Consider the following 25,362-nt stretch of genomic DNA (forward strand, 5'->3'; position numbering starts at 1 on the left):
TGGTTGAGAGGCGAGAAGCCCGGTGAGCCCGGGCTTCTCTTTCAGACTAGACGTGAAGACGGTGATGCAGTCGTGTGCCGACCAGAATAGCCAGTACCAGCATAATCGCGATAAATCCCCCAACGCCGTTCCAGCCATAGTTATGCCAGAACACACCGCCGAGCGTACCGGCGATACTGGACCCCAGATAATAGCTGAACAGATACAGCGAAGAGGCCTGGCCTTTGGCGCGACGCGCACGCGGCCCAATCCAGCTACTGGCCACCGAATGCGCGCCAAAGAATCCGGCTGAAAAGAGCAGCATTCCGGCGAAAATCAGCCACAGCGAACTGAACAACGTCATTAACAAACCGAACAGCATCACGACGGTGGAAAAGAGCATCACCGGACCGCGCCCGTAACGTACCGTCATCGAACCAGCTTTCGGTGAACTCCAGGTTCCGGTCAGATAGGCGACGGAAAGCAAACCGACCACAGCCTGACTGAGTTCCCATGGTGAAAGCATCAGACGATAGCCGATGTAGTTAAACAGGGTGACGAACGACCCCATCAACAGAAAACCTTCGGCAAACAGCAGCGGCAGTCCCTGGTCGCGCCAGTGGATCCGGAAATTAATAAACAGCGTTTTGGGGCGCAGCGACGTGGGCCGGAAGTGGCGTGATTCTGGCAGTATTTTCCAGAACATCAGGGCTGATGCCAGCGCAAAGCAGCCAATAGCAGCCAGCGCAATACGCCAGCTAAAGAAATCGGTAAACACGCCGCTAATCAGACGTCCGCTCATCCCGCCAATCGAGTTGCCGCTGATGTACAACCCCATTGAAAATGCGACAAAACTGGGGTGAATCTCCTCACTCAGATAGGTCATCCCGACCGCCGCCACGCCGCTGAGTGAAAGGCCGATCAGCGCGCGCATCACCAGAATGCCATGCCAGCTGGTCATCATTGTCGAGAGCAACGTACAGCAGGAGGCGAGCAGCAACGCGGTCACCATCACCGGCTTGCGCCCGATGGCATCCGAAAGCGGACCGGTAAACAGCAGGCCAACGGCTAACATTCCGGTGGAGATCGACAGTGAAATACTGCTGCTGGCGGGAGATACGCCAAACTCATGGGACAACACCGGCAGAATAGGCTGGACGCAGTACAGCAGGGCGAAAGTCGCCAGTCCGGCAGAAAAGAGCGCCAGCGTGACGCGCATAAAGGCAGAAGTACCGCGTTGAATAAACTGAACCGGCTGAGAAATGCGTTGGTCGTCAATATCGCTCGCCGTCGCGTCATTGACAGTAGTAGTACGACTCACTGGAAATCCTTGCGCAACAAACCCGTGTTTTGAGGGGACGGGCATAACCTTGTTGAGTAGAGTAGGAAAATCTTATTATTCTGTCTAATATATTAATAGTCTCAAATAATACGTTTAAAATATGAATATTGAACTGCGTCACCTTCGTTACTTTGTTGCCGTGGCGGAAGAACTGCATTTTGGGCGCGCCGCAACCCGACTGAACATTTCGCAGCCACCGCTGAGCCAGCAAATACAGATGCTTGAGCAGCAGGTCGGCGCGCGCCTGCTCGCGCGAACTAACCGTAGCGTCGCCCTGACCGCCGCTGGCAAGCAATTTCTCGCCGACAGTCGGCAGATCCTCGGGTTGGTCAATGATGCCGCCGCCCGTGCGGAGCGTCTGCATCAGGGGGAAGCCGGAGAGTTGCGCATCGGTTTTACCTCGTCGGCACCGTTTATCCGCGCGGTGTCGGATACCCTGTCGCTGTTCCGCCAGAAATACCCGGATATGCATTTGCAGACCCGCGAGATGAACACCCGCGAACAGCTGGCGCCGTTGAGCGAAGGGGCGTTGGATCTGGGGCTGATGCGCAATACCCCGTTGCCAGAGAGCTTGCATCATGAGGTGATTTTGCATGAACCGCTGATGGCGATGATCCCCAGGGTTTTCCCGCTTTCGCAAAAGCCGGTGGTGACGCTGGCCGAATTGGCGAAAGAGCCGTTTGTCTTCTTTGACCCGCACGTCGGAACGGGTCTTTATGACGATATTCTCGGCATGATGCGCCGTTACCAGTTGACGCCGGTGATTACCCAGGAGGTCGGTGAGGCGATGACGATCATTGGGCTGGTCGCTGCCGGATTAGGGGTGTCGATCCTTCCGGCCTCGTTTAAAAAAGTGCAGCTCAATGAGATGTGTTGGGTACCGATTGCGGAAGACGATGCGGTTTCGGAAATGTGGCTGGTCTGGTCGGCGCATCATGAACCAAGCCAGGCGGCGCTACGCTTTCGTCAGCAATTAATTCAGGCCGTCAGGAACGCTTAAATTCATTTAATAACGGCTGAAAATGTGCAGTTAATCACACGGCTAAGTAAAAAGTTGACGTTGTGTATTGAAGTGCTTCACCATAGCCTACAGATTATTTCGGAGCGCGAAAATAAAGGGAGTCAGAGGTGGTTGCTGATAGTCAGCCTGGGCACATCGATCAAATAAAGCAGACCAATGCGGGCGCCGTTTATCGGCTGATTGATCAGCTGGGACCGGTATCGCGTATTGATCTTTCGCGTCTTGCGCAACTGGCACCCGCCAGTATCACGAAGATTGTGCGTGAAATGCTGGAAGCGCATCTGGTCCAGGAACTGGAAATTAAAGAAGCGGGGAGTCGCGGACGCCCGGCAGTGGGGCTGGTGGTGGAAACCGAAGCCTGGCACTATCTGTCCCTTCGCATCAGTCGTGGAGAAATCTTTCTCGCCCTGCGCGATCTCAGCAGCAAGCTGGTCGTAGAAGACTGTCTTGAACTGCCGCTCAACGATGAAACGCCGTTGCTGGCGCGTATTGTCACGCTGGTCGATCAGTTTTTTATTCGTCATCAGCAGAAGCTCGAACGTCTGACTTCCATTGCCATTACCTTACCCGGCATTATCGATACCGAGAATGGGATCGTGCATCGTATGCCGTTTTATGCCGATGTGAAAGAGATGCCGCTCGGTGATACGCTGGCACAGCACACCGGCGTGCCGGTCTACATTCAGCATGATATCAGCGCCTGGACGATGGCAGAGGCGCTGTTTGGCGCGTCCCGCGGTGCGCGCGATGTCATTCAGGTGGTCATCGATCATAACGTTGGCGCCGGGGTGATTACCGACGGTCATTTACTGCATGCGGGTAGCAGCAGCCTGGTGGAGATTGGCCACACCCAGGTCGATCCTTACGGAAAACGCTGCTACTGCGGCAACCACGGCTGTCTGGAAACCATCGCCAGCGTGGAAAGTGTGCTGGAGCTGGCGCAACTGCGACTGGCGCAATCCATGAGCTCTTCGCTTCACGGCCAGCCGTTGACGGTCGATTCGCTGTGTCAGGCGGCGTTGCAGGGCGATTTGCTGGCAAAAGACATTATCAGCGGCGTGGGGACCCACGTTGGCCGTATCCTTGCCATTATGGTCAATCTGTTCAATCCGCAAAAAATACTGATTGGATCGCCGCTCAGTAAAGCTGCAGACGTGTTGTTTCCGGCGATTGCGGACAGCATCCGCCAGCAGGCGCTACCGGCCTACAGCAAAAATATGGTCGTTGAGAGCACACAGTTCTCTAATCAGGGGACAATGGCGGGAGCCGCGCTGGTAAAAGACGCGATGTATAATGGTTCTTTGTTGATTCGTCTATTACAGGGTTAACATTTTTTAACTGTTCTACCAAAAATTGCGCTAACTCAAGCTGATTCCACCGGGCATACCTTAGACTTTCTCCACTGTATTATTTTCCTGGCTTATATTTTCGAAGCATAACGGTGGAGTTGGTGATGCTGAAGCGTTTCTTTATTACAGGTACAGACACTTCTGTTGGGAAGACGGTTGTTTCCCGCGCATTGCTACAAGCGTTAGCGTCGGGGGGGAAAAGCGTTGCAGGATATAAACCGGTTGCGAAGAGCAGTAAAGAGACGCCCGAAGGGTTGCGCAACCGGGATGCGCTGGTGCTGCAAAGCGTGTCGACGTTGGAATTACCCTATGAGGCGGTTAACCCCATCGCCCTGAGCGAAGATGAAAGCAGCGTGGCCCACAGTGGCCCAATCAATTACACCTTGCTTTCTAACGGGCTGGCTAGCCTGAGCGAAAAGGTTGATCATGTCGTGGTTGAAGGCACGGGTGGCTGGCGCAGCCTGATGAACGATCTGCGTCCACTGTCCGAATGGGTGGTGCAGGAGCAGTTACCGGTGTTGATGGTGGTCGGTATTCAGGAAGGCTGTATTAACCATGCGCTGCTGACGGCTCAGGCGATCGCCAATGACGGTTTACCGCTGATCGGTTGGGTCGCTAACCGTATTAATCCGGGTCTGGCACATTACGCAGAGATTATCGATGTACTGAGCAAAAAACTGCCAGCACCGCTGATTGGCGAACTGCCTTATTTACCGCGTGCCGAGCAGCGTGAACTCGGACAGTACATTCGCCTGTCAATGCTGGGTAGCGTCCTGTCGGTCGACAGAATCATGGCGTAACGTCCCAGACAGGACAGACGCAAACACCAAGGCCTTCAATAAACCGGGGAGCAGACGATACTCCCCGGTCATTTCACAAACCCTCACTCTTCGTGAATGTTCAACGCCCGGCGGGTACGTCCGGAACTGAGATAATCGGCGATGTAATCCTGTGAGATCTCACCGTTGTAGCGTCCTTCCTCGTCAACGATCGGCATCCAACTGGTATTACTTTCATACAGTTTGGAGAGCACAATCCGCAGGTTATCTTCGGCTTTACCGGTAATACGGAAGGGATGAATGATATCTGCGCAGGTGCCGCTGGCCTGGCGCGCCTCGCGACGTTTCACAAAGCCCAGTGGTTTTCCTTCGCCATCCACCACCGTAATGGCGCGAATATCGTTGTCATCCATAATGCCAAAGGCTTCCTTCAGCGACGTGGATGGCTGAGCAGTCAGCGTCGGTTGTTGATCGGTCACATCGCCCGCCGAAACCAGCAGCAGACGCTTAAGCGTGCGGTCCTGACCGACGAATGAACCGACAAAATCGTTGGCCGGTTTGGCCAGCAGTTCATCGGGGCTGGCGCACTGGACAATCCGTCCCTGACGGAACACGGCAATGCGATCGCCAAGTTTCAGCGCCTCATCAATATCATGACTCACCAGCATCACGGTTTTTTTCAGCGCACGTTGCATCTCAAGGAACTGATTCTGGATCACTTCGCGGTTGATGGGGTCGACGGCGCCAAACGGCTCGTCCATCAGCAGGACCGGCGGATCCGCCGCCAGGGCGCGAATCACGCCAATACGCTGTTGCTGACCGCCGGACATTTCTTTTGGATAGCGATGCAGAAACTTTTTGGCATCCATCGCCACCATCTCCATTAATTCTTCGGCGCGGCTTTTACAGCGGGCTTTGTCCCAGCCCAGCATGCGGGGGACGACCGTGATGTTCTCTTCAATCGTCATATTGGGAAACAGGCCAATCTGCTGGATCACATAGCCAATATTACGGCGCAGGGTCACGGTATCCATCTCATTGGTATTTTCACCGTTTATCAGGATGTTGCCACTGCTCGGGGTAATCAGACGGTTAATCATCTTCAGGGTGGTGGTCTTACCGCAGCCCGACGGCCCCAGCAGAACACACATTTCTCCCTCCGGCACGTTCAGATTAACGTTATCGACGGCCTTCAGCGGCTGACCCTTTTTCTGTGAAAATTGTTTGGTGAGGTTTTCCAGTTTTATCATTATCGTATCCCCTTAGGTGTCAGAACGACTTGCAGGCGGTGTAACAGCCAGTCGAGCACAATCGCTAAAAAACAAATCATCAATGCACCGGCAATCAGCATGCGAATGTCGCTGCCGCCGATACCGTTCAGTAACAGTAATCCCAGGCCGCCTGCGCCGATCACCGCGGCAATTGCCATGACGCCGATATTCATGACCACGGCGGTGCGGATACCGCCGAAAATCACCGGTAATGCCATCGGGATCTCCACCCAACGCAGGCGCTGCCAGAAGGTCATGCCGATACCGCGACCCGCTTCGCGTAAGCCCGGCGGGAGGTTGTCCAGCGCGGTATGGGTGTTACGCACGATAGGCAGCAGCGAGTAAAGAAACACGGCGGTAATGGCGGGCAGTGCGCCAATTCCGTGACCGATCAGCGAAAACAGGGGGATCATCAACCCGAACAGGGCGATAGAGGGAATTGTCAGCAGCAGCGTCGCAACGCTTAACACCGGCGTTGCCAGCCATTTGTGGCGGACAATCAGGATCCCCAGCGGCACGCCAATCACAATCGCCAACCCAACCGCCAGCGCCACTAGCCACAGATGCTGATAGGTGAGCATCGCCAGATAACCCGCGTTATCCATCATGTAGTGAATCGTATCCATATGCGCTCCTTACAGCAGGTTCTTTTGTTGCAGGAATTCACGAGCAACCTGCTGAGGTGACTGGTGATCGATATCGACCTTCGCATTCAGCGAACTGATCACGTCATTGTTCAACTGGGCCGAGAGGGTATTGAGCGCCTCAGCAAGTCCCGGATGGGCTTCCAGCGTCTCTTTACGCACCACCGGCGTGACAGCGTAACTTGGGAAGAAGCCCTTATCATCCTCCAGTACTTTGAGATCAAACCCTTTCACACGGCCGTCAGTGGTGTAGATGAGACCGGCGTCAACAAAGCCATCACGAATGGCGTTGTAAACCAGTCCGGGGTCCATCTGGCGGATTTGCGGCCGGTCGAGATCCATCTGGTAAGCCTGTTGCAACGGCTTCATTCCGTCGCTACGTCCGGCAAATTCCAGGTCGAGACCCAGCAGCCAGTTGTTATCGGGATCGGTCTGGCGAATGTGTTCAATTTTCGCCACCATCTCCGACATGGTGTTGATGTTCTCCGCTTCGGCACGTTTGCGCTGCATGGCGAAGGCGTAGGTGTTGTTCATATCTGCCGGTTTCAGCCATACCAGTCCCAGTTTGGCATCAAGGCGTTTTACCGTGTCGTATGACTCCTGCGGGCTCATTCGCTTATTGATGTGGTTGAAAATAATCAGTGAAGTGCCGGTGTATTCCCATGTCATATCAATCTGTTTATTGATCATCGCATTACGCGAAATCACTGTGGCGATATTGGTCTGCGGCTGAACCTGAAATCCCTTTTTTTGCAGATACTGAACGGTCATTGCCGAGAGAATGTGCTGCTCGGTAAAACTTTTGGTGGCGAGAATAATCGGGGCCGCCTGAGCCTGGGTGCTGATGAACAGCGCGGCGGCGAACCATCCCAGCCATTTTTTCTTGAGATTCATTTAGCGCTCCTTGTTCTTATCATTGCCATCAGGCCGTATGTGGGCTCAGGACGCGCCCAAGCCAGGCGAGCAGACTGTCGAGGATCAGGGCGAATAGCGCGGTGGCGGTGGCTCCCAGAATCAATGTCGGGAAGTCGTTAAGATAGATGCCAGGGAAAATCAGTTCGCCGTAGCTGCTGGCGCCAATCAGAAACGCCAGCGGGGCAGTACCGACGTTGATCGCCGTGGCAATGCGGATCCCGGAAAGTATTACCGGCCAGGCGTTGGGGATTTCTACCTGACGCAACCGTTGCCATTTCGTCATACCGATGCCGTTTGCCGCTTCAATCAGCGACGACGGTACAGAACTCAATCCTGCCCAGGTGTTACGCACAATCGGCAGCAACGACGCCAGAAACAGCGCAACGATGGCAGGCATGTCACCAATGCCGATAATCACCATCGCCAGCGCGAGAACGGCCAGCGGGGGCAAGGTATTGCCAATATTGAAGATCTGCATGACATATTCGGCAATACCGCGGGCGGCGGGGCGACTAAGCAAAATACCGCTTGGAATACCGACCAGCAGGGCAAAAAACATCGAGGTAAGGACTAAAATCAGGTGCTGTTGACCGAGATAAAGCAAATCAACCTGACGCGCTTTGAGGGTATCGATGCCAATTCCCCATACCAGCAGCGCCAGTAGCAGAATGATGGCAATACTAAAGCCCAGCACGCGGGTTAACGTGGATGTGTGCATTGCAGTGTGTCTCCCTGTTTGCATGCGTTATGGCGGCGAAAAATCGTCGCATGTTGTTATGCCATGGTTTGGCAGGGTGTTTTGAGCTATAGCAACAGGGTGGGAAGGATTCCAGCGGGAAGGTGAATTAGATACGCAGACGATTAATCGCCAAACGCGATTTGGCCTTATGCCGTAAAGGATAAGCAGGGTATGTAAAGAATTGTCTTAAAAACGCTGATGAAAAGTGACACTGTAACAATTAAAAATAATGCAGGTCTCAGAAAAGGCAGGAAAAACCTGCCTTATAAACGTTAGCGGAACAGCGTTTTTTCCGCGATCGGCATCAATAACTGAGACTGCCACTGTGCCAGAGTATGGCGGGCCAGTTCACCAAGCGCCTGATAAAAAGGATGTCCGGCGTTCTCAATGAACACGTCGAGAAAGCGGAATGACCAGGGGAACAGATGCCACGCCAGCAGTTGTTCGCATTCGCTGTGTCGGCCACTTTCCGCCAGCCACGCCGTCATCAGTAACAACGAGCCGAAATGATCTTCGGGTTCGTTCTGCTCTGTCTCGACGTGAATACCGTTGTCGCGCATCCACTGACGCAGGGCCAGCGTCGATTCGCCAAACAGGACATTTTCACGATCTAGCCAGACCGATCCCCAGGGCGGCGACGGTAACGCGTAGGGTCCCACGAACAGGCGCTGGAATGCCTCGGGAAGTGACTCATCGCTGACGCGTGTAAAGTCCGTTGCCAGCGGGGACAGGGTTTCCGCTGCCAGCGGCCATTGTGTCTGCCAGTCATCAGCGGTTAACGCAGACACCAGAGGCGCGGCTTCGGCGCTGTCGGGGGCGTAGTAAAACAGCGCCCCCAGCACCACGCGCCATACCTGCAGAGAGGCGTAATCCGGCACCAGCGCGGAAGCCTGCTGAACCGAACTGTGAATGGTCGCCAGCGACATTCCCTGCAGGACGATGACCGCCACGCTGACCAGCAAGGCCAGCACGCTGATACTGGCAAACAGGGTACCATTAAAGGTGACGCGGGACGCCCGCAGCAGCAATGCTGCGAACAGCGGGCCGCTGAGCAACGCCGTCAAGAAGAACGCCAGCGTCGTATAGCCAGTATACCAGGTCGGCACGGTATCAATCAGGTAAACGCGGGTCATCGCCCAGACGAAGACGATCCCCAGTACCATGCTGACCAGCAGCCAGAATTTCCCCAGCGCGAGCGGCATTTTACCCAGAACGGCGACCAGCCACCAGATTCCACCCACGGCGAAAAAGACGGAGCCTGCGGCAATTTCATTGCTCAACCCGGATGCGCCAATGCGATTGAGGGAGTTGAATGCCCGCATCGGCGACCCCAGGTGCATGATTGACGCCAGGAATCCCAGCCCCATCACCAGCCAGAGGAAAAACATGCTGCGAACCAGACGTTGCCGGGCGGCGGCATCGTCTTTCATTGCCAACCAGCCAAGTCCACTGACAATCAGCGCACCTACGACGCACTGGCCGAGTACGGTAAACAACACCAGCGGCCATTCATGCCATCCACTTCCCATTTTACACCTCCTTCGGATTCGCCAGATAACCGGTGGTATCCCCGGTAGGACGGCTGTTGGCATTCGGTTTGATCACAATACTTGGCTTCGTAAAGTGCGCGCCAGGCAGCGGAGCAACCGCCGCCAGATCGCCGTGTTTCTGACGCAGTTCGTCGACAGGACCGAAATCCAGCGCACGCAGCGGACAAGACTCGACACAGATCGGTTTCTTGCCTTCCGCCACCCGGTCATGACAGCCGTCGCATTTGGTCATGTGACCTTTTGCCGCGTTGTACTGCGGCGCGCCGTACGGACAGGCCATATGGCAATAACGACAGCCGATGCAGACATCTTCATCCACCACCACAAAGCCGTCTTCCCGTTTGTGCATCGCCCCGCTCGGGCAGACCTTGGTACAGGCCGGATCTTCACAGTGGTTACAGGCAATAGAGAGATAATAGGCAAACACGTTCTGGTGCCAAACGCCGTTGTCTTCCTGCCAGTCTCCGCCCGCATATTCATAAATGCGACGGAAGCTGACGTCCGGGGTTAAATCCTTGTAGTCCTTGCAGGCCAGTTCGCAGGTTTTGCACCCGGTGCAACGGCTGGAATCAATAAAAAATCCATACTGAGTTGTCATCGGTTACTCCTTAGACCTTTTCAACCTGAACAAGATTACTGTGCGAAGGATTGCCTTTGGCGAGCGGCGAAGGGCGGTGCGACGTCAGGATGTTAATGGAGCCGCCGTGGTCTATTTGATCACCAAACATGTCGGCTTTGAGCCACGCACCCTGACCGATGGCCGTGACGCCGGGCAGAATGCGTGGGGTCACTTTGGCAGGGATCAGCATCTGACCGTTATTGTTAAACACCCGGACGGTGTCGCCGTGTTGAATCCCACGCGCACTGGCATCGATCGGGTTAATCCAGATCTCCTGTGGGCAAGCTTGTTGCAGGACATCAATGTTGCCGTAACTGGAGTGAGTGCGCGCCTTGTAATGGAATCCGGTGAGCTGCAGCGGGTACGTTTTGCGGATCGGATCGTCCCAGCCGTCAAAACCGGGTGCATAGGCGGGCAAAGGATGGATTATCTCATCCTGTTTCAGTTCCCAGGTATTGGCGATAGTGGCCAGTCGCGCAGAGTAAATTTCAATTTTCCCTGACGGCGTTTTCAGCGGGTTAGCACTGGGGTCTTCACGGAAGGCACGGAAGGCGACGTAATGTTCTTCCGGGCATTTTTTCTTGAAGATACCGGTTTGCTTCATCTCTTCGTAATCCGGCATTTCTGGATTGCGTTCTTTGGTCTTCGCATGCAGGTATTTCACCCATTCATGCTGCGAGCGTCCTTCAGTGAATGTCTGGTAGACGTCCGGGCCGAGTCGGCGGGCGATTTCACTGAGCATCCAGTAGATCGGTTTTCTTTCAAACTTCGCTGAAGTCGCGGGCTGACCGAGGATCACATAGCCCATGTTGCCGGCGGATTCGTGAGAAATCAGGTCTTCCTGCTCGGTCGGCATTAAATCCGGTAGCAGAATGTCGCAGTACTTCGCCGATGCCGTCATGAAATGTTCGATGCCGACAATCATTTCGCACTTGCTGTCGTCCTGTAGCACGTCATGAGTGTGGGCGATATTGCCATGCTGGTTAATCAGCGTATTACTGGCGTAACACCACATGAATTTGATAGGAACATCCAGCTTGTCTTTACCACGCACGCCGTCGCGTGTGGCGGTCATTTCGGTGCCGTGATCGATAGCGTCGGTCCAGGTGAAGACGGAGATTTGCGTTTTCACCGGGTTATCAAGCATCGAAAACCATTCCACACCGAGATCCCAGGTGCCTTCACGGACGCCTGAGTTGCCGCCGTTGATACCGACGTTACCGGTGAGCACCGACAGCATGGCGATCGCCCGCGCGGTTTGCTCGCCGTTGGAGTGACGCTGAGGTCCCCAGCCCTGGCAAATATAGGCCGGCTTCGCCGAACCAATTTCACGTGCCAGTTGAATGATTTTATCCGCCGGAATACTGGTGATATGAGAAGCCCATTCCGGGGTTTTGGCAACGCCGTCCGGGCCTTCACCGAGGATATAGGCCTTGTAATGCGCGTTACGCGGCGCGTCGGCAGGCAGGGTGGTTTCATCGTAGCCGACGCAATATTTGTCGAGGAACGGTTTATCGACCAGATCTTCCGTAATCAGCACCCAGGCAATCGCAGCCGCCAGTGCGCCATCCGTACCGGGGCGGATGGGCAGCCATTCGTCTTCACGTCCGGCGGCGGTGTCGTTATAGCGTGGATCGATCACTATCATTCGCGCATTTGAACGTTCGCGAGCCTGTTCAACATAATAAGTGACGCCGCCGCCACTCATGCGGGTTTCCGCTGGGTTGTTGCCAAACATCACCACCAGTTTCGTGTTGGCAATGTCATCCGGGCTGTTGCCATCGTTACTGCCAAACATGTAGCTCATGGCGGCGCTGATTTGCGCGGTACTGTAACTGCCATAACGGCTAAGATAGCCACCACAGGAGTTCATCAGACGGTAAGGGACGTTGGAGTTGGTAATGTTGCCGCCGTCGACGCCGGTGCCGTACAGTACGTGAACCGCCTCATTGCCATACGCTTTCAGGATCCGCTTCAGGTTGTCGCCGATGGTATCCAGCGCTTCATCCCAGGAGATACGCTCAAATTTCCCTTCGCCGCGTTTACCAACACGTTTCATTGGATATTTCAAACGGTCCGGATGGTTCATGCGGCGACGTATTGAGCGACCGCGCAGACAGGCGCGAACCTGGTGGTTTCCGTACTCATCGTTGCCGGTAGTGTCAGATTCAACCCAGTAAACGGTGTCATCTTTAACATGCAGACGCAGCAGGCAGCGACTTCCGCAGTTGACGGTACAGGAACTCCAGACCGCTTTTTCTTCGACCGGCGCTGGCGTCATGCCGTCGGCGGCGCGGGCGATACGGGTGAAAGGAAGGGTGAAAGCACTACTGGCAAGCGCAAGGCTGCCAATAGCGGATGATTTCACCAGACTACGGCGGCTGATATTGGCCTTCATGAGGGCCTCAGGCGTGGTGATTTTCATGGTTGCTCACTTTGCTAATGTCAAAAACTGGCCTGGTTGCTTCCTTGTCCGGGGAACAGCCATTCGCATTTTTTCTGTTTTAATCAACGTGGTGTGGAGGGCGTTGTGCAGATGCCGCACCTTCAAAACAGATCGCTGTATAATATTTTCTATATCGATATCAGAGACATGCTAAACAGAAATGAATTTTACCCCTTAATGGGTAGGGGTTATTAATCCATATCAAAGTGAGGGGAACCCTCCGTTGCCGGAGGGGAAAAAACAGGCGGAATTACTGGGGTTCGGCGTTGGCGCCTTCCTGAGAAGGCGTGGTGCTGGCAGGGGCATTACCACTGCTGGTTCGGGTGTAGAGAATTTTATGGGTGTCGTTGGCGCAGTGTCCGACAACCTGTGAATCCGGTTGGTCAGCCTGATCGTTTGGCACAATGCTCAGGGTGAAGTTGGCCTCCGGCACGCCGTTATTGATGATGCGCTGCTCAATATCACTCTTGACGCGTTCGCAGGAGTCAGGGGCGGCAAAAACCAGCGGGGAGGCGGTCAGCAGAATGCCTGTCAGTAGTCCTCGGGATAATTTCATCATCAGCTCCATTGTTGAGATGCTCATAATAAGCATAGCATTGCGAGTGTAAGCATTTGTCATGGCCGCCAACCTGTTGATGAATCTGAAAGATCGCTTTGCTCCCTAAAAACACAAACCCTGACAAGGTCAGGGTTTGTGATAAATCTCCATGTCGCCATGGGGGAAGGGATTAGAAGCTGTATTTCAGCCCCAGCATACCTTGCGTATCTTTGTATCCGTTATCACCAATCTGTTGGGCAACGTTACCCCACAGGGTGACGTTCTTCGTCAGTTGGCCTTCAACACCGGCTTTCAGCTCACCGATATTGCGGCTGCCTTTCACGTCGTTGCTGATGTCGTCCATCTGCACGCTGTAATTCTGCGTGTTGTGGATCCAGTTGACTTCGACGAACGGCTGGAAGGTGCGGTCTTTGCCGTCATCCATGGCGTTATGGCCTTGCAGATAGGCTTTGACGCCAAGACGCGTTTGCAGGTTGCCGTCGGTTTTATCCACCACCCGGGTGCCGTTTTTCTCAACGTGCGTATCAGCCTGCACGTCCATCCAGGTGATTTGCGCTTTAGGCTGGATGTACAGCGCATTACGCTCGCTGAATTCGGCCAGTTTCCAGGTGTAGCCTGTTTCGACAGAGGCGGTGATGCCGTCCGAGTCATACTTTTCAGACGCCAGACCCTGTCCGGACACGGTGTTATCAAACCAGTTATAGAGCAGCCAGCCATCGACATACGCACCGGTTTTATCGGCGTCGTTGGCATACCAGGTGCCGTACAGACCGGCGCTGTAGCCGCTGATTTCCCCGCGAGAGGTGTATCCGGTCAGGCTGGAGTGGCTGCGGCTCTTGCTGTTGGCGTAACCGGCCATCAGACCCAGATGCCAGCGATCCAGACCGTCGGTGCTCCATTGTGCGATATCACCGCCCAGTTGCATCACGTAGCGGTTACTCTGGGTGCTGATCTGCCCGGAACTGTCTTTGAAGCGGTTATGCCCACCGACATGACGCATCCACAGGCTGGTAACCTTCTGCTCGCCGGTAAAGACGTCAGTGTACTGGGTTTCACCCAGACGATCGTGCAGACGCGTCGTGAACAGCGTGTTGGCCGCAAGGGTGTTCGCCAGATAGCTGCCGGTTTCCGGGCGATACTGGTGTTCACCAGGCTGGGGAATAGGCTGCTCTGGCGTTTCCGGTGAGGCTGGCGCGGGTTCATCTGGCGGTAACGGAGTCGGAATCGCCTCGCTGGTCAGATGCCAGTTCTGGTTGTTCTTTTTAATGATGTTGTAATCGTAAGCACCCGCGACGATACGACCTTCTTTGACGAAGGTCCCGTTAGAAGCACCCTCGACTTCCACAATGGGGATGCCTTCTACCGTCTGCGAACCGCCGCCGCCAGCGTTGGTGACGCTGACACGTGTAGTGCCACTGGTGTCACCACGGACAATCATTTTATCAGTCGCGGAAAGGTCATCACCCAGTACGGTACGCAAGGCCAGCAGACCGTTGTTACCCGCGTAGTTGCCCGCGATGGTTAACGTGGTCGGCGTAAAGGCCGCTCTGGCTTGTGATGGGGAGGAGAGCGTTGCTGTACCTGCCAGATCCAGCGAGTTCAGGGTTTGCGAATAACCATTGAGATCCAGACTGGCGCCTTCGCTGACGGTGTAATCTGACGCGGCGCTAAACGTATTCTCCGCACCTGCGCGCAGCGTACCTCTGGAGACAAGCGTGTTGCCGCTGTAGGTATTGGCTCCTGTGAGCGTGGTGATACCGGACCCAACATGATTGACTTCACCATTACCGTAGATTCGTGATGCCAGCACGAAGTCGTCGCTGTTGTGATTAAAGTTGAGCTCTGCCGTGCTCATACCGCTGGTGTTGCCAAGGTAGATCCACGGCAGGTCCAGTGTTCCCGCAGCCTGTTGTGCTTCGCCCTTTGCGCCGCCAATATTCAGGATGCCGGTACTGCCTTCTCCCACTGCCAGCCAGATTAAGTTATCCGAGCGGACCGTTGCTCCGTTGCTGACGGTGAGGATCCCGGTGGCGTCATTGGGCGTTGTTGCGAACCCCCCGAGGTAAATACCTTCCGTCACATCCAGCAGTGAGTTTTCACCGTCCACGAGGGCGACACCGTAGCCATTACGACTGGTGTTACTCGTATTGCCGACGTAGCCAATGTTCATGTGCTCCGTCGTTGAGAGTTTACCTCCATTGGTAATCAATAATTTACCGTGATTCTGATCCCCAACGATAATATGGTTGGTCGCAACGGATGAATTAGCACCGTCGATGGAAAGTAGACCCTCTCCCGTTTCGTAAAATTCACCAACGCGTAATCCAGCAATACCGGTGATTTTGCTACCGTTATGTACATTCAGTATGCCGGTACCGCCCTCCAGACCAATTTGAATTAACGAATTATTCAGTTCCCAGGTTGCGCCATTGGTTAATGTCACAGAGCCTGTTGCCGCACGGCCAATTTCCGCCCCTGTTGTTGTCAGAATATCCCGCCCGTCAATGATCATTGATCCGGCGCTAGCGTCTCCAACACGTAATGTACTGAAGTTATTCCAGTAACTCTCAGTATTTTCTGTGTTAGAAAGGGTGAGTGTGTCATTATTATTAACAAGGACAATACTGTTGCCTCCGGTCGGAGGGGTAACAGCTAACAGATTGATATTATCCACATTCGCTGCGGCGGCAGTTTGTACAGCCAGTGCCACAGCGATTGCGAGCATTGATTTTGGGTGGTGCAAGTATTTAATTTTCATAATTGTCTCTTCCATAAGAGAGTGCCTGGTGTTGAAAATAACATTTCGTCTTTAAAACAATCTCTTAATGCTTTTATGTTGAACGCGATATAATATGTGTAAATAAATATTGTTTATCTAAGGCATATTTTATTTGCATCATTGAAAATAACGAAATGGTTTTATCTTTGAATTATTGGAATCTTTAATAGGTTTTATCTATTTAATATAATGTTTATTTTCTTATATAAGATCTTATATGTTTTTTTTTGCAAGTAATATATCTTATTAAGGCTATTTAAAATAATAGGAATTGTACAAATAATTATCCTTATACAATGAGATAATGGATAGGCAGGATGAGTCATTTTCATTGTCAAAGGAATGACTCATCGGCTAGTCATTTGACGGGTAATCATTACTTAAATGCCACGAGGCGTATTTTTTAGGAATACTGTAAATAACAGATACACATTAGTTTGATCTTGATCAATTAACGTGAGAGGAAACCGTGAATTCTGCTCACGATTTACCCTTGTTTATGCCACTTTCGCGCAGGTATACAGTAAACGACAGTCTTTGCTACTATGACTGAAGATCATCTTTTTCTCTTGGGGAACCTGTGAAAAAACAGATATTTCTTTTGTCGCTTGGTGTTGCGCTGGTGGGATGTGACAACAGCGCAACGCCGCTCTCCTTTACGCCGGAAATGGCCAGCTTTTCTAATGAATTTGACTTTGATCCCTTACGCGGGCCGGTAAAAGATTTCAGCCAGACGTTGCTTAATGAGAAGGGAGAAGTGACGAAGCGCGTCAACGGTACGTTGTCTGAAGAAGGTTGTTTTGACTCGCTTGAGTTACACGATCTCGAAAACAATACCGCTGTAGCGCTGGTGCTGGACGCGAACTATTATCGCGATGCCGAAACGCTGGAGAAAAAGGTGCGTTTGCAGGGGAAATGTCAGTTGGCGGAACTGCCGTCAGCGGGCGTCGTCTGGGATACCGATGATAATGGTTTTGTCGTTGCGGCAACGGGAAAAGAGATGAAAGTCCAGTACCGCTATGATGCGGAAGGGTATCCGCTCGGCAAGACCACGATCAGCAAGGACCAGACGTTATCCGTCAGCGCGAAACCCTCGACCGATCCGCGCAAGAAGCTGGATTACACGGCGGTGAGTCTGCTTAACGATCACCCTTTGGGGAACGTTAAACAGACCTGCGACTATGACCGTCATGCCAATCCCACCGACTGTACGCTGGTGATCGTTGATGAAAGCGTCAAACCCGCGGTCGAGCACAACTACACGATCAAAAATACCATCGATTACTATTGAGAGGACCGCGCAGCGGTTACTGCGCGGTAGGTTTTAGCATCGTCGATCCCGGCGAGCGATGCTCTGCCAGGTACTGATGCTGGAAGATACACATCCGGATCGTATTGCGGTATTCCCCGTTGATAAAGAATTCATGAATCAGCTCGCCTTCGACCATAAAGCCCAGCTTACGGTAGATGTGGATCGCCTTCTCGTTCTCTTTATCAACGATGAGGTACAGCTTATAGAGGTTAAGTACGGTAAATCCGTAGTCCATCGCCAGTTTAGCGGCCCGTGAGGCGAGACCTTTTCCCTGGTATTCCGGGGAAATAATGATCTGAAATTCAGCCCGACGGTGGACATGGTTAATTTCAACCAGTTCGACCAGGCCCGCTTTTTCGCCATCACATTCCACGACGAAACGGCGTTCACTTTGATCGTGAATGTGCTTATCGTAGAGATCGGACAACTCGACGAACGCTTCGTAAGGCTCTTCAAACCAGTAGCGCATCACGCTGGCGTTGTTGTCAAGCTGATGGACAAAACGTAAATCTTCACGCTCCAGCGGGCGCAGCTTAACACTGAGGGCGCTTGTCATACCTAATCCTTAATGTCTTTTTAACGCGTTATATTAAGGGGCAATCACGCGACCGGTGCGACGATCCAGACAGCGCAGGGTGTTTGGTTCCCAGTACGCATTCAGGTTGGCACTCTGTTCGCAGTTGTCGCGGTTATCAAAGGCGGCATCCGCTTTATCCCACTCTTTTTCCGCGCGTTTGTTCACTTTCTGACGCAGACTGCGCGTGTCATCCCACTGTTCTTTTTGCATGGCCGCCTGTTGACGGCTCAGGGCGCTATCGCCTGATTCAATCACCAGTCGGCTGGTCTCAGCCTGCGCGGTCGCGGTGTAGACGACAGCACCCAGCAGCAGCATTGCCGTCAGGCACAGGCGTTTGCGAAGCGTAATGTTCATGGCAAGTTCCTTTTATGAGCGACGCAAAAAGCATCATTTGCAGGCAAATTCTACACCATTCCTTGCGCAGGGCATACCCGCCGCAAGGTTATGGATAAGATCGGAGGATTATGGCGTATCATGCCTGAACCTCAGGTCAATGAACGATTCAGATGCTTAAAACCACGCTGCTTTTTTTTGCCACTGCGCTTTGCGAAATTATCGGTTGCTTTCTTCCCTGGCTCTGGCTGAAGCGGGGAGCCACCGTCTGGTTGTTGTTACCCGCAGGCGTTGCGCTGGCGCTTTTCGTCTGGCTGCTGACGCTGCATCCTGCCGCCAGCGGTCGGGTGTATGCCGCGTACGGTGGCGTTTATGTCTGTACCGCACTGATCTGGCTGCGCGTGGTCGATGGCGTCAAACTCAGCCTGTATGACTGGAGCGGGGCGCTCATCGCACTGTGCGGAATGCTGATTATCGTAGCGGGATGGGGGCGCGGCTAAGCGTTACCTGCGCAAGATGTGTCATGCTCTTGGCGTATGACATGTGTCATTTCTCGTAAATCCCTCTTTATTCTTATTTAAATTCAATGGATTAAGGTGTCTGCTGTTTCTCTGTGCAGGCATCCGCCAGACGTTTTCCCTGAAAAGCCTCCTTTTTATAGCCCGTGATTTTTTGTGATCAAGATTGAAAAATAAACCGCTCATACTTGTATGGTAGTATGTGTATTGCGTAGATTCTCACCATCACCACACAGAACCAGGAAGAAAAAATGAAGATTGTAGGGGCTGAGGTTTTTGTCACCTGTCCGGGACGTAACTTTGTCACACTGAAGATTACGACCGAGGACGGTATCACCGGTCTTGGAGACGCCACGCTGAATGGACGTGAGTTATCCGTCGCGTCTTACCTGAAAGATCATCTTTGCCCACAGTTGATCGGTCGGGATGCGCACCGCATCGAAGATATCTGGCAGTTCTTTTATAAAGGCGCGTACTGGCGTCGTGGCCCGGTGACCATGTCTGCTATCTCCGCCGTCGACATGGCGCTATGGGATATCAAAGCGAAAGCCGCCAACATGCCGCTGTATCAACTGCTTGGCGGCGCATCACGCGAAGGGGTGATGGTTTACTGCCACACCACCGGTCACACCGTGGATGATGTGCTGGAAGACTATGCACGCCATAAAGAGATGGGTTTCAAAGCCATTCGCGTTCAGTGCGGCGTGCCAGGTATGAAAACCACCTACGGCATGGCAAAGGGAAAAGGGCAGGCCTATGAACCCGCCACGAAAGGACAGTGGCCGGAAGAGCAACTGTGGTCGACGGAAAAGTATCTTGATTTCACGCCGAAACTGTTCGAGGCGGTGCGCAATACGTTCGGCTTTAACGAGCATCTCCTTCACGACATGCACCACCGCCTGACGCCCATAGAAGCGGCGCGCTTTGGTAAAAGCATTGAAGATTATCGCCTTTTCTGGATGGAAGATCCGACGCCTGCCGAGAACCAGGAGTGCTTCCGATTGATCCGTCAGCACACGGTGACCCCGATTGCCGTCGGTGAAGTCTTCAACAGCATCTGGGACTGCAAGCAGCTTATTGAAGAACAGCTCATCGATTATATTCGCACCACGATCACCCATGCAGGGGGGATCACCGGCATGCGTCGCATCGCCGACTTCGCCTCGCTCTACCAGGTGCGTACCGGTTCACACGGACCGTCCGATCTTTCTCCGGTTTGTATGGCCGCTGCGCTGCATTTTGACCTGTGGGTACCGAACTTTGGCGTGCAGGAATACATGGGCTATTCCGAACAGATGCTGGAAGTCTTCCCGCACAACTGGACCTTTGACAACGGCTATATGCATCCGGGCGAGAAGCCGGGACTGGGTATCGAGTTCGATGAAAAACTGGCGGCGAAATATCCCTATGACCCCGCCTATCTGCCGGTTGCCCGGCTTGAAGATGGCACCTTGTGGAACTGGTAAGTTAACATTTATACGACACGGATGTTGTTCACCTCTGAACCAACGAAGGTAATTATTTATGGTTAGTTCCGTTGATATTAAAAATGATGTTGATAGCAAACCCGTAGTTCGTCGCGTCGCTTCTGCTTCAGCGATTGGTACGGCTGCTGAATACTATGACTTTTTTGCCTATGGCACTGCGGCAGTGCTGTTCTTTGGTCACCTGTTTTTCCCCAGTGACGATCCGTTAATCAGTACGCTGGCCGCATTTGCCACTTATGCGGTGGGCTTCCTGGCAAGACCTTTGGGCGGCATTGTCTTTGGACATATCGGCGATAAAGTGGGGCGTAAAAAAGCGCTGGTTATCACGATACTGATTGTCGGGCTCGGGACATTCTGCATTGGCTTATTGCCAACGTACGAAAAAATCGGTGTCTGGGCACCCGTTCTGTTGATCTTCATTCGCGTACTCCAGGGGTTTGGTGTCGGGGGTGAACAGGCCGGGGCGGTCTTGATGACGGCAGAATATGCCGAACCTAAACGGCGTGGATTCTTTGCCAGTTGGGTACAAATTGGTGCGCCGGTCGGCTTTTTGTTACCGATGGCACTGTTTGCACTGCTCAATGCCACCTTATCTCCTGAAGCAATGATGGATTACGGCTGGCGTATTCCGTTCCTGCTTAGTCTGCTGCTGGTGATCGTTGGCCTGTTTATTCGCCTGAGAATCGATGAGTCTCCTGTCTTTGCGCAGATTCGTGAGACGAAAGCAGAAGAGTCCCGTCCACTCATAGAAGTCATCCGCGATTTTCCTGGCATCGTGGTAAAAGGCGTCTGCGCAAAACTGATTGAAGCCTGTACGTTTGCCATGTTCACGGTAATCGTCCTGGCGTACGGCAAAGCCAATAATCTGGATGCCAATATCTTAATGGAAACCATGATTATCGCTGTGGTGATCGAAGTGCTTGCCATACCCATGATGGGGGCGCTCTGTGACAAAATTGGTCGTAAGCCGGTGTATATCATGGGCGCGCTGATTCAGGTCATAATGATTATTCCGTTCTTCCTGGCCATTAATCAGGACAATTTCTGGTTGACGCAGCTGGTGATGATTATCGTCATTAGCTTTGGCCATAGCATGTGCTACGCACCGCAGGCATCGTTCTTCCCGGAGCTGTTCCCGACGCATATTCGCTGCAGCGGCATCGCTTTAATCTGGCAATTGGGTTCACTGATTGGCAGCGGGGTACTGGGGCTGGTGGCAGTGAAGATTTTGCAGATGACCGGTGGGCATTACTACGGGTTAGCAAGCTATGTGATTGTTCTCGGCATCATTTCTGTTATCGGCTTGCTCATGATGCCTGAAACGGCGCCACAGCGACTCAAGCGTGAATACCAGGAGTGGCGCAAGCACGATTAAGAGGATTGTCACCTAATGGCTGCAGGGATGCAGCCATCACTCAGCCCAGGGAGCCTGCCCTGGGCGTCAGGCTCAGCATCAGGAATTGCATCCTGTCACATAACTTTCAAATGATGTTATACCAATTGGCAAAAGATTAATTCAAATCAAAACATACAACCATACAGGCGTTACTCTGGAACCGTCCTGATTTCATTCAAAGTAGGTCATACAATGCAAAACAAGCTCTTAACGGCAAAAGCGACGCTTCCTGACTACGATCGCAACCGACTGTTCCCGCGTATTGTTCATCTTGGTTTTGGTGCTTTCCACCGTGCGCACCAGGGCGTCTATACCGATATCCTGGCGGCGGAGCATAACAGCGACTGGGGATATTGCGAAGTGAACCTGATCGGCGGGGAACAGCAGATCGCCGATCTCAAACAGCAGGATAATCTCTATACCGTGGCGGAAATGTCTGCCGATGCCTGGACCGCGAGAGTCGTGGGGGTGGTGAAAAAGGCGCTGCATGCTCAGGTTGACGGGCTGGAGAGCGTGCTGGCGGCGATGTGTGAACCACAGGTTGCGATTGTTTCACTGACGATTACTGAGAAAGGGTATTGCCATTCCCCGGCGACAGGACAACTGATGCTGGATCACCCGATGATCGCAGCCGATCTGCAAAACCCACATCAGCCGAAATCTGCGCCGGGTGTGGTGGTTGAAGCGCTGGCGCGCCGTAAAGCGGCGGGCTTAGCCGCCTTCACCGTGATGTCCTGCGACAACATGCCGGAAAACGGTCACGTGATGCGTAACGTGGTCACCGCTTACGCGCGTGCCGTGGACGCCGAACTGGCCGCATGGATCGAACAACACGTCACGTTCCCGTCGACGATGGTTGACCGCATTGTTCCGGCCGTCACCACTGACACGCTGGATAAAATTGAAAACCTGACCGGCGTGCGCGATCCGGCCGGTGTGGCCTGCGAGCCATTCCGTCAGTGGGTGATTGAAGATAACTTTGTTGCCGGCCGTCCGCAGTGGGAAAAAGCCGGGGCAGAACTGGTCTCTGACGTGATCCCGTTTGAAGAGATGAAACTGCGGATGCTCAACGGCAGCCACTCATTCCTCGCGTATCTGGGCTATCTCGCCGGGTATCAGCATATCAACGACTGCATGGGTGATGAAAATTATCGGGTGGCTGCCCGCGCACTGATGCTCAACGAGCAGGCGCCCACGCTGAAAGTGCAGGGGGTGGATCTCACTCGCTATGCAGACCTGCTTATTGAACGCTACAGCAACCCGGCGCTGCGTCACCGTACCTGGCAGATTGCGATGGACGGTAGCCAGAAATTACCTCAGCGGATGCTCGATTCAGTACGCTGGCATCTGGCACATAACAGTCGTTTTGATTTGCTGGCGCTGGGCGTGGCGGGCTGGATGCGCTATGTCGGCGGCGTGGATGAACAGGGAAATGCCATTGAAGTCAACGATCCGCTTCTGCCAGTGATCCAACAGGCGGTACAAAACAGTGCGGAAGGCGCAAGCCGTGTTGAAGCGCTGCTGGCTATTGAGGCAATCTTTGGTAACGAACTGCCGCAGGTCGCGTTATTCACGCAGGCCGTGAAAGACGCGTATCAGACGCTGCTGGCGGAAGGGGCGAAAGCCACCGTGGCAAAGTATGCAGCAAACGTGAAGTAAATGCCTCAGGACTGCCGGATAATCAAGGCATTATCCGGCACTCACACCATTAGTTCATGCCGAGACGAATCAGTTCTACCGGGGCAAATTTGCCTTCACAGCCTTCCACTTCGACTGTTTTTTCACGACGAATTTGCGCCGCATCCAGGCCTTCGGTCTCAATCGCTTTAATGCGACCGGTATGGCCGGTGCCACTGATCATCACACGGCTGCCTGTGGTGATTGCGTTACGGTTACGATCGTATGTCATCATGGTATTTTCTCCTTTCTAACTTACCGTCAAAGCCCGTGGGCTCAGGTCCCACGTAACGGGTGCTATATAAATACGCTTATCAGTCAGGATTTTTTTTGTTTTTGATCAATCTCACATCTTTTTTGATGTGGACATGCAGGGGGGACGGAGAGACCTCATCTCACGAGAGATGAGGCAGGGGAATTACTCTTCGCTGAACCAATCGCTGTTTTCCTGGCGGATCAGCAGGACCGACTCGCCGATTTCTTGCAGATGTTGAGTCATGGCTTTCTCGACAGCATCGGCGTCATGTTTTTCCAGGGCTGAAAAAATATCGAGATGCTGGCGAAGCAACATTTCTGGTGGAGAGACGTGATCAAGACTCATATAACGCACACGGTCGATGGTGGCCTTGATATTTTCGATGGTGTCCCATGCCAGTTGGCAGTCCGCAATGGTTGCCAGCTTCTGGTGAAAATTGTCATCCAGCTCGAAGAAATCATTCAGCTGTTTGCGCTCAATCGCAATCCGCTGCTGATTAAGATTCTGTTCAAGCTGATAGCACTGACTGTCGGTGATTTGGGCTGCGGCCCGCCGCGCCACCGCGCATTCGATAGCCTGACGGACAAAACAGCCGTTTCGCACCTGCGAGAGGGAGATCTTGTTGACGTAGCTGCCGCGCTGCGGACGGATCTGAATCAAGCCGTTTTCCGCGAGCTTAATAAACGCTTCACGCACCGGTTGGCGAGACACATCGAAGCGAACAGACACCTCTTTTTCGGACAGCGGCGTGCCTGGCGCAATGAGGCAGTGCACGATGTCACGGCGAAGAATGCGATAAATCTGCTGATTTACGGGCTGTGTAGGATTGAGTTGCGTTTCGACGGTCATTCGCTCTTACTTTTTAGAAAATTAACCCACAAATTCTACCACTTTTTTGTCGCGAGCTATACCCGGCCCGCGGGCCGGGAGACAAATTAACCGCGATGAACGCTCAGTCCGGCAAAAGATTGCGTCACTGGCATCATTTCTACCGTATTGATGTTCACATGGGCAGGCAGGGTGGCGACCCACCAGACCGCTTCGGTCACATCTTCCGGCGTCAGCGCCGTGGTGTTCTCATAGGTTTTTCCCGCTTTATTGTCATCGCCTTTAAAGCGCACGTTAGAAAATTCGGTGCCGCCCACCAGACCCGGCTCGATATCCGTGACGCGAACGGCCGTGCCGTGCAGGTCGGTACGCAGGTTCAGACTGAACTGACGTACAAACGCCTTGGTCGCGCCATACACGTTGCCGCCAGCATAAGGCCAACTGCCTGCGGTAGAGCCGATGTTGATGATATGCCCACGGTTACGCTCGACCATGCCCGGCAGGACGGCGCGGGTCATGTAAATCAGCCCTTTGTTGTTGGTATCGATCATGGTTTCCCAGTCTTCCACGCTGGCTTTATGCGCAGGCTCCAGACCCAGCGCCAGCCCGGCGTTGTTGACCAGCAGGTCGATGTCACGCCACTCGGCAGGTAACGATGCCAGCATCTCTTCAATGGCTGCGCGGTTACGCACATCCAGTTGCGCGATCAGCACGTTATCACCCAGCGACTCTTTTAACTCTTGCAGGCGTTCCTGGCGACGGCCAGTGGCAATGACTTTATGCCCGTTCTCAACAAAACGACGTGTAATGCATTCACCAAAACCTGCGGTTGCTCCGGTTACTAAAACGATCATCTCACTGTTCCTCAACGCTTTTTACGTTTGACTACCATAGCATGTGATCCGCTCTCACGGGTAACCCTGGTTTTACAGGATTGCGGTCTTTTACCCTGAAGCCTACTCTATTGAACAAATCGTTTTCAGGAG

Annotated in this window: 23 protein-coding genes and 1 pseudogene; 8 read left to right on the forward strand and 16 right to left on the reverse strand. The window is 53.3% G+C overall.

Annotated elements, in window-relative coordinates; all coding sequences use genetic code 11:
- Positions 1–46 precede the first annotated feature (46 nt).
- Entirely contained in the window at positions 47–1,300 is a 1,254-nt protein-coding gene (locus C2U53_RS21835; protein ID WP_043000759.1) for an MFS transporter, read from the reverse strand.
- Between the two features lie 121 nt (positions 1,301–1,421).
- On the opposite strand from C2U53_RS21835, the gene C2U53_RS21840 reads away from it, so the two are divergent.
- From C2U53_RS21840 to bioD, 3 genes are all read left to right on the forward strand, one after another.
- Positions 1,422–2,321 (forward strand): LysR family transcriptional regulator, encoded by a 900-nt coding sequence (locus tag C2U53_RS21840; RefSeq protein WP_044254605.1) that lies wholly within the window; start codon positions 1,422–1,424, stop codon positions 2,319–2,321.
- Between the two features lie 128 nt (positions 2,322–2,449).
- The gene (mlc, locus tag C2U53_RS21845; protein ID WP_043000757.1) at positions 2,450–3,670 is read left to right on the forward strand and encodes a sugar metabolism global transcriptional regulator Mlc; all 1,221 of its coding nucleotides are present in this window, start codon (positions 2,450–2,452) and stop codon (positions 3,668–3,670) included.
- A 125-nt stretch (positions 3,671–3,795) separates the two neighbouring features.
- Positions 3,796–4,491 carry a dethiobiotin synthase gene (gene bioD, locus C2U53_RS21850; RefSeq protein WP_043000756.1) on the forward strand — a complete coding sequence of 232 codons (696 nt, stop codon included), beginning with the start codon at positions 3,796–3,798 and terminating at the stop codon, positions 4,489–4,491.
- Here the strand turns inward: bioD and C2U53_RS30415 are convergent.
- The 10 genes and pseudogenes from C2U53_RS30415 to C2U53_RS21895 form a co-directional block, all read right to left on the reverse strand.
- Positions 4,447–4,572: pseudogene (locus C2U53_RS30415) on the reverse strand (hypothetical protein); the annotation flags it as partial. The gene bioD and the pseudogene C2U53_RS30415 sit on opposite strands and share 45 nt — an antisense overlap.
- 2 nt (positions 4,573–4,574) lie before the next feature.
- Positions 4,575–5,720: an osmoprotectant ABC transporter ATP-binding protein OsmV gene (gene osmV, locus C2U53_RS21855; protein ID WP_061070154.1), complete on the reverse strand. Its 1,146-nt coding sequence runs from the start codon at positions 5,718–5,720 to the stop codon at positions 4,575–4,577.
- The gene (gene osmW / locus C2U53_RS21860) at positions 5,720–6,367 is read right to left on the reverse strand and encodes an osmoprotectant ABC transporter permease OsmW (protein WP_043000754.1); all 648 of its coding nucleotides are present in this window, start codon (positions 6,365–6,367) and stop codon (positions 5,720–5,722) included. The genes osmV and osmW overlap by 1 nt, the downstream gene beginning before the upstream one ends.
- A 9-nt stretch (positions 6,368–6,376) precedes the next feature.
- A complete protein-coding gene (osmX, locus tag C2U53_RS21865) occupies positions 6,377–7,279 on the reverse strand; it encodes an osmoprotectant ABC transporter substrate-binding protein OsmX (RefSeq protein WP_058588038.1) in 903 nt (300 codons plus the stop codon).
- A 28-nt stretch (positions 7,280–7,307) separates the two neighbouring features.
- A complete protein-coding gene (gene osmY, locus C2U53_RS21870) occupies positions 7,308–8,018 on the reverse strand; it encodes an osmoprotectant ABC transporter permease OsmY (protein WP_104446435.1) in 711 nt (236 codons plus the stop codon).
- A gap of 293 nt (positions 8,019–8,311) precedes the next feature.
- On the reverse strand, positions 8,312–9,631 hold the full coding sequence (gene dmsD / locus C2U53_RS30590; RefSeq protein WP_371415045.1) for a Tat proofreading chaperone DmsD: 1,320 nt from the start codon (positions 9,629–9,631) through the stop codon (positions 8,312–8,314).
- Positions 9,570–10,187, reverse strand: a complete 618-nt coding sequence (gene dmsB / locus C2U53_RS21880; RefSeq protein WP_043000749.1) for a dimethylsulfoxide reductase iron-sulfur subunit DmsB — start codon at positions 10,185–10,187, stop codon at positions 9,570–9,572. The genes dmsD and dmsB overlap by 62 nt, the downstream gene beginning before the upstream one ends.
- Positions 10,188–10,197: 10 nt before the next feature.
- Positions 10,198–12,633 (reverse strand): selenate/tellurate reductase subunit YnfF, encoded by a 2,436-nt coding sequence (gene ynfF, locus C2U53_RS21885; protein WP_104446437.1) that lies wholly within the window; start codon positions 12,631–12,633, stop codon positions 10,198–10,200.
- 271 nt (positions 12,634–12,904) lie between these two features.
- Positions 12,905–13,213, reverse strand: coding sequence for a DUF1161 domain-containing protein (locus tag C2U53_RS21890; RefSeq protein WP_080343316.1), 309 nt, complete (start codon positions 13,211–13,213; stop codon positions 12,905–12,907).
- Between the two features lie 169 nt (positions 13,214–13,382).
- Positions 13,383–15,971: an autotransporter outer membrane beta-barrel domain-containing protein gene (locus C2U53_RS21895; RefSeq protein WP_104446908.1), complete on the reverse strand. Its 2,589-nt coding sequence runs from the start codon at positions 15,969–15,971 to the stop codon at positions 13,383–13,385.
- A gap of 601 nt (positions 15,972–16,572) precedes the next feature.
- Between C2U53_RS21895 and C2U53_RS21900 the strand changes: the two genes are divergently transcribed.
- A complete protein-coding gene (locus tag C2U53_RS21900) occupies positions 16,573–17,283 on the forward strand; it encodes a YnfC family lipoprotein (RefSeq protein WP_043000746.1) in 711 nt (236 codons plus the stop codon).
- 16 nt (positions 17,284–17,299) lie between these two features.
- On the opposite strand, the gene speG is transcribed toward C2U53_RS21900, so the two are convergent.
- Positions 17,300–17,860, reverse strand: a complete 561-nt coding sequence (gene speG / locus C2U53_RS21905) for a spermidine N1-acetyltransferase (RefSeq protein WP_043000745.1) — start codon at positions 17,858–17,860, stop codon at positions 17,300–17,302.
- A gap of 33 nt (positions 17,861–17,893) precedes the next feature.
- Positions 17,894–18,235, reverse strand: coding sequence for a DUF1283 family protein (locus C2U53_RS21910; protein WP_043000744.1), 342 nt, complete (start codon positions 18,233–18,235; stop codon positions 17,894–17,896).
- Between the two features lie 152 nt (positions 18,236–18,387).
- On the opposite strand from C2U53_RS21910, the gene C2U53_RS21915 reads away from it, so the two are divergent.
- The 4 genes from C2U53_RS21915 (at position 18,388) to C2U53_RS21930 (ending at position 23,274) form a co-directional block, all read left to right on the forward strand.
- Complete coding sequence (locus C2U53_RS21915; RefSeq protein ID WP_043000743.1) at positions 18,388–18,714, forward strand: YnfA family protein; 327 nt, start codon at positions 18,388–18,390, stop codon at positions 18,712–18,714.
- A gap of 269 nt (positions 18,715–18,983) precedes the next feature.
- Complete coding sequence (gene rspA / locus C2U53_RS21920; RefSeq protein WP_043000742.1) at positions 18,984–20,198, forward strand: starvation-sensing protein RspA; 1,215 nt, start codon at positions 18,984–18,986, stop codon at positions 20,196–20,198.
- Between the two features lie 58 nt (positions 20,199–20,256).
- Complete coding sequence (locus C2U53_RS21925; RefSeq protein WP_043000741.1) at positions 20,257–21,594, forward strand: MFS transporter; 1,338 nt, start codon at positions 20,257–20,259, stop codon at positions 21,592–21,594.
- Positions 21,595–21,807: 213 nt separating this feature from the next.
- Positions 21,808–23,274 carry a mannitol dehydrogenase family protein gene (locus C2U53_RS21930; RefSeq protein ID WP_043000740.1) on the forward strand — a complete coding sequence of 489 codons (1,467 nt, stop codon included), beginning with the start codon at positions 21,808–21,810 and terminating at the stop codon, positions 23,272–23,274.
- A 49-nt stretch (positions 23,275–23,323) separates the two neighbouring features.
- Here the strand turns inward: C2U53_RS21930 and ydfZ are convergent, their stop codons facing one another.
- The 3 genes from ydfZ to ydfG form a co-directional block, all read right to left on the reverse strand.
- Positions 23,324–23,527, reverse strand: a complete 204-nt coding sequence (gene ydfZ / locus C2U53_RS21935; protein WP_042319125.1) for a putative selenium delivery protein YdfZ — start codon at positions 23,525–23,527, stop codon at positions 23,324–23,326.
- A 183-nt stretch (positions 23,528–23,710) separates the two neighbouring features.
- The gene (locus C2U53_RS21940) at positions 23,711–24,397 is read right to left on the reverse strand and encodes a GntR family transcriptional regulator (RefSeq protein ID WP_043000739.1); all 687 of its coding nucleotides are present in this window, start codon (positions 24,395–24,397) and stop codon (positions 23,711–23,713) included.
- Between the two features lie 86 nt (positions 24,398–24,483).
- A complete protein-coding gene (ydfG, locus tag C2U53_RS21945) occupies positions 24,484–25,230 on the reverse strand; it encodes a bifunctional NADP-dependent 3-hydroxy acid dehydrogenase/3-hydroxypropionate dehydrogenase YdfG (protein WP_043000738.1) in 747 nt (248 codons plus the stop codon).
- Positions 25,231–25,362: the final 132 nt, after the last annotated feature.

It is taken from the genome of Citrobacter sp. CFNIH10 (genome assembly GCF_002934585.1).
GTDB lineage: Bacteria > Pseudomonadota > Gammaproteobacteria > Enterobacterales > Enterobacteriaceae > Citrobacter_A > Citrobacter_A amalonaticus.

Bases quoted from the DNA above. Each gene is read 5' to 3' on its own strand.
- bioD (WP_043000756.1), top strand. From the start codon at position 3,796: ATGCTGAAGCGTTTCTTTATTACAGGTACAGACACTTCTGTTGGGAAG.
- ynfF (WP_104446437.1), bottom strand. From the start codon at position 12,633: ATGAAAATCACCACGCCTGAGGCCCTCATGAAGGCCAATATCAGCCGC.
- C2U53_RS21895 (WP_104446908.1), bottom strand. From the start codon at position 15,971: ATGAAAATTAAATACTTGCACCACCCAAAATCAATGCTCGCAATCGCT.
- C2U53_RS21910 (WP_043000744.1), bottom strand. From the start codon at position 18,235: ATGAACATTACGCTTCGCAAACGCCTGTGCCTGACGGCAATGCTGCTG.
- osmX (WP_058588038.1), bottom strand. From the start codon at position 7,279: ATGAATCTCAAGAAAAAATGGCTGGGATGGTTCGCCGCCGCGCTGTTC.
- C2U53_RS21840 (WP_044254605.1), top strand. From the start codon at position 1,422: ATGAATATTGAACTGCGTCACCTTCGTTACTTTGTTGCCGTGGCGGAA.
- C2U53_RS21925 (WP_043000741.1), top strand. From the start codon at position 20,257: ATGGTTAGTTCCGTTGATATTAAAAATGATGTTGATAGCAAACCCGTA.
- dmsB (WP_043000749.1), bottom strand. From the start codon at position 10,187: ATGACAACTCAGTATGGATTTTTTATTGATTCCAGCCGTTGCACCGGG.
- osmY (WP_104446435.1), bottom strand. From the start codon at position 8,018: ATGCACACATCCACGTTAACCCGCGTGCTGGGCTTTAGTATTGCCATC.
- C2U53_RS21915 (WP_043000743.1), top strand. From the start codon at position 18,388: ATGCTTAAAACCACGCTGCTTTTTTTTGCCACTGCGCTTTGCGAAATT.
- dmsD (WP_371415045.1), bottom strand. From the start codon at position 9,631: ATGCCAACAGCCGTCCTACCGGGGATACCACCGGTTATCTGGCGAATC.
- speG (WP_043000745.1), bottom strand. From the start codon at position 17,860: ATGACAAGCGCCCTCAGTGTTAAGCTGCGCCCGCTGGAGCGTGAAGAT.
- rspA (WP_043000742.1), top strand. From the start codon at position 18,984: ATGAAGATTGTAGGGGCTGAGGTTTTTGTCACCTGTCCGGGACGTAAC.
- C2U53_RS21940 (WP_043000739.1), bottom strand. From the start codon at position 24,397: ATGACCGTCGAAACGCAACTCAATCCTACACAGCCCGTAAATCAGCAG.
- osmV (WP_061070154.1), bottom strand. From the start codon at position 5,720: ATGATAAAACTGGAAAACCTCACCAAACAATTTTCACAGAAAAAGGGT.
- C2U53_RS21890 (WP_080343316.1), bottom strand. From the start codon at position 13,213: ATGATGAAATTATCCCGAGGACTACTGACAGGCATTCTGCTGACCGCC.
- C2U53_RS21930 (WP_043000740.1), top strand. From the start codon at position 21,808: ATGCAAAACAAGCTCTTAACGGCAAAAGCGACGCTTCCTGACTACGAT.
- osmW (WP_043000754.1), bottom strand. From the start codon at position 6,367: ATGGATACGATTCACTACATGATGGATAACGCGGGTTATCTGGCGATG.
- ydfZ (WP_042319125.1), bottom strand. From the start codon at position 23,527: ATGATGACATACGATCGTAACCGTAACGCAATCACCACAGGCAGCCGT.
- ydfG (WP_043000738.1), bottom strand. From the start codon at position 25,230: ATGATCGTTTTAGTAACCGGAGCAACCGCAGGTTTTGGTGAATGCATT.